7 protein-coding genes and 1 pseudogene are annotated in these 8529 nt (G+C 35.0%); 5 read left to right on the top strand and 3 right to left on the bottom strand.

Features of this window, described 5'->3' with window-relative positions; all coding sequences use genetic code 11:
- The 3 genes from ACJROP_RS11730 to hisD form a co-directional block, all read left to right on the top strand.
- On the top strand, positions 1-2009 hold a 2009-nt coding region (locus tag ACJROP_RS11730), incomplete at its 5' end, for a DUF11 domain-containing protein (RefSeq protein ID WP_406535647.1).
- Positions 2010-2291: 282 nt separating this feature from the next.
- Complete coding sequence (ilvD, locus tag ACJROP_RS11725; protein ID WP_406535646.1) at positions 2292-3941, top strand: dihydroxy-acid dehydratase; 1650 nt, start codon at positions 2292-2294, stop codon at positions 3939-3941.
- Between the two features lie 7 nt (positions 3942-3948).
- Positions 3949-5220 carry a histidinol dehydrogenase gene (hisD, locus tag ACJROP_RS11720; protein ID WP_406535645.1) on the top strand — a complete coding sequence of 424 codons (1272 nt, stop codon included), beginning with the start codon at positions 3949-3951 and terminating at the stop codon, positions 5218-5220.
- Between the two features lie 32 nt (positions 5221-5252).
- Here hisD and ACJROP_RS11715 read toward each other — a convergent pair whose 3' ends face one another.
- Positions 5253-5429 carry a hypothetical protein gene (locus ACJROP_RS11715; protein ID WP_292608907.1) on the bottom strand — a complete coding sequence of 59 codons (177 nt, stop codon included), beginning with the start codon at positions 5427-5429 and terminating at the stop codon, positions 5253-5255.
- Positions 5430-5437: 8 nt separating this feature from the next.
- Positions 5438-6040, bottom strand: coding sequence for a hypothetical protein (locus ACJROP_RS11710; RefSeq protein WP_292608903.1), 603 nt, complete (start codon positions 6038-6040; stop codon positions 5438-5440).
- A 237-nt stretch (positions 6041-6277) separates the two neighbouring features.
- Here ACJROP_RS11710 and ACJROP_RS11705 point away from each other — a divergent pair, with 237 nt between their 5' ends.
- Positions 6278-6823, top strand: coding sequence for an acyltransferase (locus tag ACJROP_RS11705; protein WP_405271633.1), 546 nt, complete (start codon positions 6278-6280; stop codon positions 6821-6823).
- Between the two features lie 14 nt (positions 6824-6837).
- Here ACJROP_RS11705 and ACJROP_RS11700 read toward each other — a convergent pair whose 3' ends face one another.
- Entirely contained in the window at positions 6838-7740 is a 903-nt protein-coding gene (locus tag ACJROP_RS11700) for a zinc-ribbon domain-containing protein (protein ID WP_406535644.1), read from the bottom strand.
- 115 nt (positions 7741-7855) lie between these two features.
- Between ACJROP_RS11700 and ACJROP_RS11695 the strand changes: the two are divergent.
- Positions 7856-8529: pseudogene (locus tag ACJROP_RS11695) on the top strand (hypothetical protein); the annotation flags it as partial.

Here is an 8529-nt window from a genome sequence, read left to right as displayed (position 1 = left end):
CTACTATTGTGAATGTTGCTAACGTTACTTCCGATACTCCTGGTAATGATACTCCTCCTGTTAACAACTCTACTGAAGTAGAACCTAAGGCTGATTTGGTTATTGTTAAAGAGGTTTCAAAACAGACTGTTGCGACTGGTGAGGTTATTACTTGGACTATTACTGTGACTAATAATGGTCCTGATGCTGCTGTTAATACCAGGGTTACTGATAAGTTGCCTGCTGGATTAATATTCATTACTTCCGATGGCAAGTATGACCCAGTTTCCGGTCTTTGGATTGTTGGTGATTTGGCTAATGGCGCTTCTGCAAAATTAGTAATTACTACTCAAGTAAATATTACCAATGCAACTATCAGAAATGTAGCTAATGCTACTTCCGATACTCCTGGTAATAATACTCCTGGTAACAATACTACTGAAGTTGACCCTAAAGCAGACTTAATTGTCGTTAAAGAAGTTTCAAAACAAATCGTCAAAACTGGTGAAACTGTAATCTGGACTATTACTGTAACCAACAATGGTCCTGACACAGCTGTTAATACTAGAGTTACTGATAAGTTGCCTGCTGGTCTTGTTTATGTAACTCACAGTGGTGAAGGTAATTATGACCCTGTTTCCGGTCTTTGGATTGTTGGTGATTTGGCTAACGGTGAATCTAAACAATTAGCTATTTCCACTATTGCAAACATTACCAACAAGACTATTGTCAATGTTGCAAACGTAACCAGTGATACTCCTGGTGACAAGAAAAATGATACAAACAATACTACAGTTGTTGAAGATATTGCGGATTTAGAAGTTATCAAAGTTGTAATTGGAGAAAATCCACACAAAGGAGACATCATTACTTGGGTTATTACTGTTATAAACCACGGTCCTAGTGATGCTAAAAATGTAATTGTAACTGATAGGTTACCTGCTGGATTAATATTCAAAGAAGCCGACGGTAACTATAACCCAGATACCGGTGTTTGGACTGTTGGCGATTTGGCTAATGGGGAATATGTGATTTTAAGGATTACCACTATTGTTGACATTACAAACGCTGAAATTACCAATGTTGCTGTAGTTGAGTCCAATACTCCGGATAACAATACAGACAACAACAGGGACAATGACACTACCAATGTAGATCCTGAAGCTGATTTAAAAGTAATCAAAACAGTATCCAATCCAAAACCTACAGTTGGAGACGTTATTACTTGGACTATTACTGTAATCAATTTAGGTCCTGATGCAGCTGAGGATGTCATCGTAGAAGATAAATTGCCTGCTGGATTGAAATTGTTATCCGCTAAAGGAAGCAAAGGTGCTTATGAAGATGGAATTTGGACTGTCGGAACATTAGATGACAAAGAAGCTGCGACTTTAGTGCTTACTACAAGAGTAACAGCTTCAAGCGGTACAATCAGAAATGTTGCAACCGCAACCGGTTCCACTTACGACCCTAACAAATCCAATAACAAAGACTATGACGTTACCAAACCTAAAGCAAAACCAATGGCTGATTTGGGAATCATCAAAGTGGCTAATGTTGAAAAGGTTAAAGTTGGAGATAAAATCATTTGGACTATTACCGTAACCAATTACGGTCCTGATGTTGCTAAGAATGTTCGCGTAAAAGATGTAACTGTAGGTGATGTGGAATACATTTCATCAAGAGCTACTAAAGGTTCATTCGATCCATTATATGACCTTTGGACTATCGGTGATATGGAAGTCGGAGATGAAGTTGTTTTAACTATCGTAGCTAAAGCATTAAGCGCAGGAACTGTCATCAACACTGCTGAAGTTGTAAGTGATACTCCTGATCCTGACAAGGACAACAATAAGGATAAGGCTATTGTCATTGTTAAAGACAAACCAACTCCGGATAATCCTCCGAAAACTCCGAAAACTCCAACTCCAAAAACTCCTGCAACCATGCATGCTACAGGTAACCCAATCGTAATGGTTCTTTTAGCGCTCCTTACAATTGCAGGTGTAACTTTAAGAAGAAAAGATTAGAAACACAATGGGAAATTAATTTTCCCATACTTTTTTATTTTTTGATGAAAACATTAATGCATGTTTAATGATATGCACGTTTAAAAATTTCATAGTTTTACTACAATTCCATTGTTTTAATAATGGGTTTTTTCATAATTATTGTAGTTCTCATTCTCATATTATTAATTCAAATGATTAATCTACATATCACAAATCATATTCAACATTTTTTTCATTTACAATATTATAAAAGTCATGAACGAGATAAATATTAATGATTAAATTAAATTGTGTGATTAAATGATAAGTGATAATGTTAAAAAAGGAATTCAAAGAGCTCCACACAGATCTCTTTTAAGAGCTTGCGGTTTAGATGATGACGATTTTAAAAAGCCATTCATCGGAATTGCTAACAGTTTTACAGACATTGTTCCAGGTCATATCCATTTAAGGGAATTGGTCGAGTTTGTAAAAGAAGGAATTATCGCTGCCGGAGGTATTCCATTCGAATTTGACACCATGGCAGTATGTGACGGAATCAGTATGAATCATGAAGGTATGAAATATTCCCTCCCTTCACGTGAAATAATTGCTGCAACCGTTGAGTCCATGACCAAAGGCCATGCATTTGATGGGCTTGTATTGATTCCAAGCTGTGATAAGGTAGTTCCTGGAATGATTATGGGTGCTGCGAGAGTAAATGTACCTTCAATTGTAGTTACCGGCGGGCCGATGGCATCCGGTGAATATAATGGAAAACCTGCAGATTTGATTACTGTATTTGAAGCTGTTGGTGCTTATTCTGCCGGTAAAATGTCTGAAGAAGAAGTCAAAGAACTTGAAAAATGTGCCTGTCCTGGAGCTGGAAGCTGCTCCGGTCTATTTACTGCAAATACCATGGCATGTATTACAGAAACATTTGGTTTGTCCCTTCCGACCTGTGCTACAACCCATGCAAGAACAGATGAAAACAATCAGATTGCATTTGAATCTGGAAAACAAATCTTAAAGCTTGTTGAAGACGATATCAGGCCATCAGATATTTTAACACAAGGGGCATTCAATAATGCCATCGCTGTTGACATGGCTTTGGGAGGATCATCCAATACCGCATTACATATTCCAGCCATTGCCAGTGAAGTTGATGGCATAGATGTTGATTTGGAATTGTTCGATAAAATATCAAGAGAAGTTCCGCATATTACACTTATATCTCCTGCCGGTGAAGATTCAATGATGGACTTGCACCTGGCCGGTGGTATTCAGGCTGTTTTAAAAACTTTGGGGGATAAAATCGATACCAGTCAATTGACAGTAACCGGAAAAACAATTAAAGAAAACCTGGAAACTGTTGAAAACAAAAACACTGATGTCATTCATACATTGGACAGTCCGGTACATGAAGATGGTGGAATTGCTATTTTGAAAGGTAATTTGGCTCCAAATGGTAGTGTAGTTAAAAAAGGTGCTGTAGCAGACCATTTAATGCATCTTAAAGGTCCTGCAAAAGTTTATAATTCTGAAGAAGATGTAACCAAGGCTATATTTGACCATGAAATTGAAGAGGGAGATATTGTCGTAATCAGATATGAAGGTCCTAAAGGAGGTCCTGGAATGCGTGAAATGTTAAATCCAACATCTGCCCTTGCTGGAATGAACATCAAGGATGTCGGATTAATAACTGATGGAAGATTCTCCGGTGGAACAAGAGGGCCTTGCATAGGGCATGTATCTCCAGAAGCAAGAGAAGACGGACCAATTGCCGCAATACAAAACGGTGATATAATTGAAATTGACATTAACAATAGAATCATTAATGTTGAACTTTCCGATGCAGAAATTGAAGAAAGATTAAAATCTATTGAACACCCAGAAAGTGATGTTGATGGGTGGTTAGCAATATATCAAAAATTAGTTCACTCAGCAGATACAGGCGCTATTATGAGGTAGTGTTAAAATGGAAATACTAAATTATTCTGAAATAGATTTAACTGAAACAATCAAAAGATCAGAAGAAGATGTAAACAAGGTACTGGACATAGTTTCTGATATTTTAAACAACGTTAAATTAAATAAGGATGATGCTATTCGTGAATATACCGAGAAGTTTGATGGGGTTACAATAGAAAATTTGAAAGTATCCAAAGATGAAATTGAAGAGGCTTATGATACTTTAGATGATTCATTACTTGTTGCACTGAAACAAGCTGCATCAAATATTGAAAAATTTCATAAAAAACAAATTCCATCTGAATGGGAATTGGAAGTAAATCCTGGTATAGTTGCAGGTCAAATTGTAAGGCCGATTAACTCTGCTGGATGTTATATTCCTGGTGGTCGTGCGGCTTACCCTTCATCAATATTAATGACTGTAATTCCTGCAAAAATTGCTGGCGTAAAAAAAGTGGTCTGTGTGACCCCGCCTCAAAAAGATGGAAAAATTTTAGATGCAATTCTGGTTGCAGCTGACATCGCAGGTGCTGATGAGATTTACAAAGTTGGTGGTGCTCAGGCAATTGCAGGACTTGCATATGGTACCGAATCAATACCTCGAGTAGAAAAAATTGTAGGTCCAGGTAATATATTCGTTACTGCAGCAAAGAAATTGGTATATGGTCAAGTAGATATCGAGTTTCCTGCAGGTCCATCAGAAGTGTTGATATTGGCTGATGATAGTGCAAATCCTGAATTTTTAGCAACTGATATTTTGGCACAGGCAGAACATGACCCAAACGCTTCATGTTTCTTGGTAACTGATAGCAAAGATTTGGCAAGTAAAACAGATGAATTTGTTAATCAATTAACCCAAATAGCTCCAAGGCGCGAAATTATTGAAGAGTCATTGTCCAAAAGCGGAAAAATCATTATCACAAACACAATGGATGAGGCTATTTATGTTACAAATGAATACGCTCCAGAACACTTAATCATATCCACTAAAGACGATGACGAGACATTATCACACATTAATAACGCTGGTTCAATATTTTTAGGTGCTTACTCACCGGTTGCGGCAGGTGATTATGGATCCGGAACAAACCATGTTTTGCCTACCGGAGGAGGAGCCAAAATGTATTCCGGTCTTTCAACAGAGGCTTTCATCAAAAAACCGACTGTTCAAAGATTAACAAAAGAAGGCCTTAAGGAATTATCAAAAACTTCAGTCCCGATTGCTGAATATGAAGGATTCTTTGCACATGCAAATTCATTCAAAACAAGATTGAAATAAGTTTATAAGTAATGTCCTTATAAACTTTCTTTTTATTTATTATGTTTTGATTCTTTTTTAATCACACATTCTGCATTGTTTCGTATAACTATTTGTTGCGTTTTGTGACGGCCACTTTTTGGAATGGGAACAGGATTGCTAATTTTCCTTGCTTCACATTGTATCCTTTCTCCTTTAATTTTATCTCCTTTTTTAACATAAGTCCCCATCTAATCACCTAATATTTAACATTCATTTCAATTCCTTTTTCTTCCAGTTCTGTTAATATGTCATCCACATCAAAAAGCTGCAATTGCAGGTCATAGACAATGTCTGAAATATTTGGATTTTCATGAGTTTTGCAATATTCAATTATTTCCTTTTCCTGTTGGGATTTAGGGATTTCTCTAAAACTCACTTCCCGTTGAATTATTCCATCATTGTAATTGTTGAAGTATGCTGTTCGTGCAATTAGATTTATTGCGGAATTGTTATCCATCTTTTCAAATTCTTTGTTTTTTATTACTGGGAACAGCACAACTGTATTTTCAATATTTTCAATTAATGGTTCTATTTCTTTGTAAATTTCATTAAAATGCTTTAACATTCCATTAAAAAACATTTTTTCACTAACTTCTATATTTAATAGTAATTTTGTTTCTGTTGTCCAACCTAATTTTTCACAAAGCTCTAATGAATAATTACAATTGGGAAAATGTTTTTTCAATAGCGGTTTTAATTCCTTAAGGATTTTCAGTGTATTCTCATTGTGGGATATGAAATTATTAATTTCCTTTTCGCTTGAAATTAGTTCAAAATCGTGATATGATTTTTTCTCCATATTTTGCCTCCATTGCTTTATCAGTGAAATATTGCTGTTTTCTTGAAAAATTGATTTATAACCAACTTAAAAGTTTTTATTTTATTAATATCGGATTTTATGTTTTTAATATATTAAATACTTATCTATTTCATAGAAAAATCATTATTTAACTTGAATCGTAGCTTTATATTGGAAATAGGATATAATGATAATTATTAAATATTGGATGTAATATATATTGTATATGGTGATTTGATGGATTTTGAACGAGTAGATATGGATAATCTTTCTGAAGAGGAACTGCAAGAAGCCTTTAAAATGAATGAAATTCTTTTTCGGCTTAATCATACAATGCCAATGACTCCTGAATATGGAGAAGTATTAAAGGAGCTTTTTGGTGATAACATTGGTGAAAACTCAATGGTTCAGGCGCCTTTGTCCGGTGCGGCCTTGGATAGACTGAAGATTGGAAACAATGTTTTCATCAATTCCAACTGTCTTGCAATGGCTCGTGGCGGAATTACCATTGAAGATGATGTAATGCTTGCGGCAAATGTTCAATTGCTCTCAAATAATCATGATGAATATGACAGACAGGTTTTGCTTTGCAAGCCGATACATATCAAAAAAGGAGCATGGATTGGTGCCGGTGCAAGTATTCTTCCTGGTGTGACAATTGGTGAATATGCCATTGTGGGAGCCGGAGCCATCGTTACAAAAGATGTTGGTGACTATGAGGTTGCCGTTGGCGTTCCTGCAAAAGTAGTTAAAAAATTAGATCAAAAAAAATTTGAAAAATAGCTAAATTTAGCTATTTATAATATTTTATCGACATCGATAAGTTTTTTCACTGGTTTTCTTAGGATTTTTACTGCAATTATTCCCATTATCAGTCCGAATATTGTGAATATTACAGCGGAGTATCCGAAGAGCATTTCGTAACTGAAGGTGAACCCGCTTGAAAGCTCAACAATGTAATTGCTTAATAATCCCAATACAAGTCCTGTAACAATTCCAAGTAATCCGCCATTTATTATATCTTTAAATGATCCGAATATTCCTATGGTTATAATCAAGCTTATTATGAATCCTATCGGATAGTAATCTCCATGCATGCCTGCGAATATGTAACAAAAGATTAATGAAATAAATACTGAAAGTATGATGGAAATTATGGAACATACTATTAGGTTTTTGAAGTTTATTGTATTTTTTATTCCGCTCATTGACTGCTTGTCTATATTTACTGATTTTCCGCATTCCGGACAGAAATCGGTTTCATCATCAATTTCAGTATGGCAAAATGGGCAATACTCTTTTTCACCATCATCTGTATTTGATGTGGTTTCTTTAATTTCTTCTTCAGGCTCTTCCTTTTCATCTTCAGTATCTTTTTTATCAGATTCATCTTCTTGTGAAGCTTCGTCTTTGCTTTCTTCTTTGTCATCTTCGGTATCTTTTTTATCAGTTTCCTCTTCTTTTGGGGAAGTTTCATCTTTATCTTCAGTTTTTTCTTGTGAAGCTTCATTTTCGTTGTCTTTATTTTCTTCTTCACCTGAATCTTCAAGTTTTGTGCCACAGTTTGGACAAAATGCACTTGACTCATCAAGTTTTTGATTGCACTCGGGACAAATTAGCTCCTTTTCGATTTTAGTACCACATTTAGCACAATATGGATTGTCATGAGCTTCATTTCCGCATTTTGGACATTTAACCATATTACATAACACCTTTGATTTGCATATTTTTTCGTTAATATTCTATTTATTTTTTTTAGTATTTATATCATAAAAAACATAAGTTATATACATAATATAATTTAGGTGAAAGTTAATGAAAATTGATACTCATGTCTTATTTCTTATTGTAATCGTTGGTATCATTTCCGTAGGTTTGGTCGGTGCAAATGTTTTAAGCAGCGACCAGTCAATGAAACAAGAAGTATTTGATGGTATTAAGATTTCAGTGCCTTCAGATTCTAATTTTGTTAAAACCGGGGATGGTGTGTATAAGGACAGTAAATATGGTGTCACTATTCACACATTCAAAAACAATGATTCAATGATTAATTATTTGAAAAATACTAAAAATTCGAAAATCGTACCTGTTGAAAATCAACCTCCGCAATCAGTCGCATTTAAAAAAGGCGACACAATAAACATATTAGTAACTAATGGTCAGGAAGGAGTTTCAGTTAGTTCTAAAGATGGTGGACTTACTACTCAAATAGCAAACAATATTGTATTTAGTGATAATCACAAATCTCAAAAACCTGTTCCTGTTTTAAATGTTGCTCCTCCAACTATGACTAAAGATAAGGATTTCAATTTAATAATGCTTCTTATAGCTGATGTGGATACTAATATTTTCAATTTAAATCTTTTCCAACTTAATATTGTACCTGTAATTGATCAGTTTAATGAAATTCATGCTGATCAGTTTGTAAATATTGAATTTATACCTGATTCAGATGGTGTCTATTCAAATGATTCAATAAGTGATTCAGC

Origin of the sequence: Methanobrevibacter sp. (assembly GCF_045220775.1) — an archaeon.
Taxonomy (GTDB): domain Archaea; phylum Methanobacteriota; class Methanobacteria; order Methanobacteriales; family Methanobacteriaceae; genus Methanocatella.
The sequence above is the reverse complement of the archived record's forward strand: the minus strand, read 5'-3'. Positions and strand labels throughout refer to the sequence as shown.

Coding starts and splice junctions, on each gene's coding strand:
- ilvD (WP_406535646.1), top strand. CDS start 2,292: ATGATAAGTGATAATGTTAAAAAAGGAATTCAAAGAGCTCCACACAGA.
- hisD (WP_406535645.1), top strand. CDS start 3,949: ATGGAAATACTAAATTATTCTGAAATAGATTTAACTGAAACAATCAAA.
- ACJROP_RS11715 (WP_292608907.1), bottom strand. CDS start 5,429: ATGGGGACTTATGTTAAAAAAGGAGATAAAATTAAAGGAGAAAGGATA.
- ACJROP_RS11710 (WP_292608903.1), bottom strand. CDS start 6,040: ATGGAGAAAAAATCATATCACGATTTTGAACTAATTTCAAGCGAAAAG.
- ACJROP_RS11705 (WP_405271633.1), top strand. CDS start 6,278: ATGGATTTTGAACGAGTAGATATGGATAATCTTTCTGAAGAGGAACTG.
- ACJROP_RS11700 (WP_406535644.1), bottom strand. CDS start 7,740: ATGGTTAAATGTCCAAAATGCGGAAATGAAGCTCATGACAATCCATAT.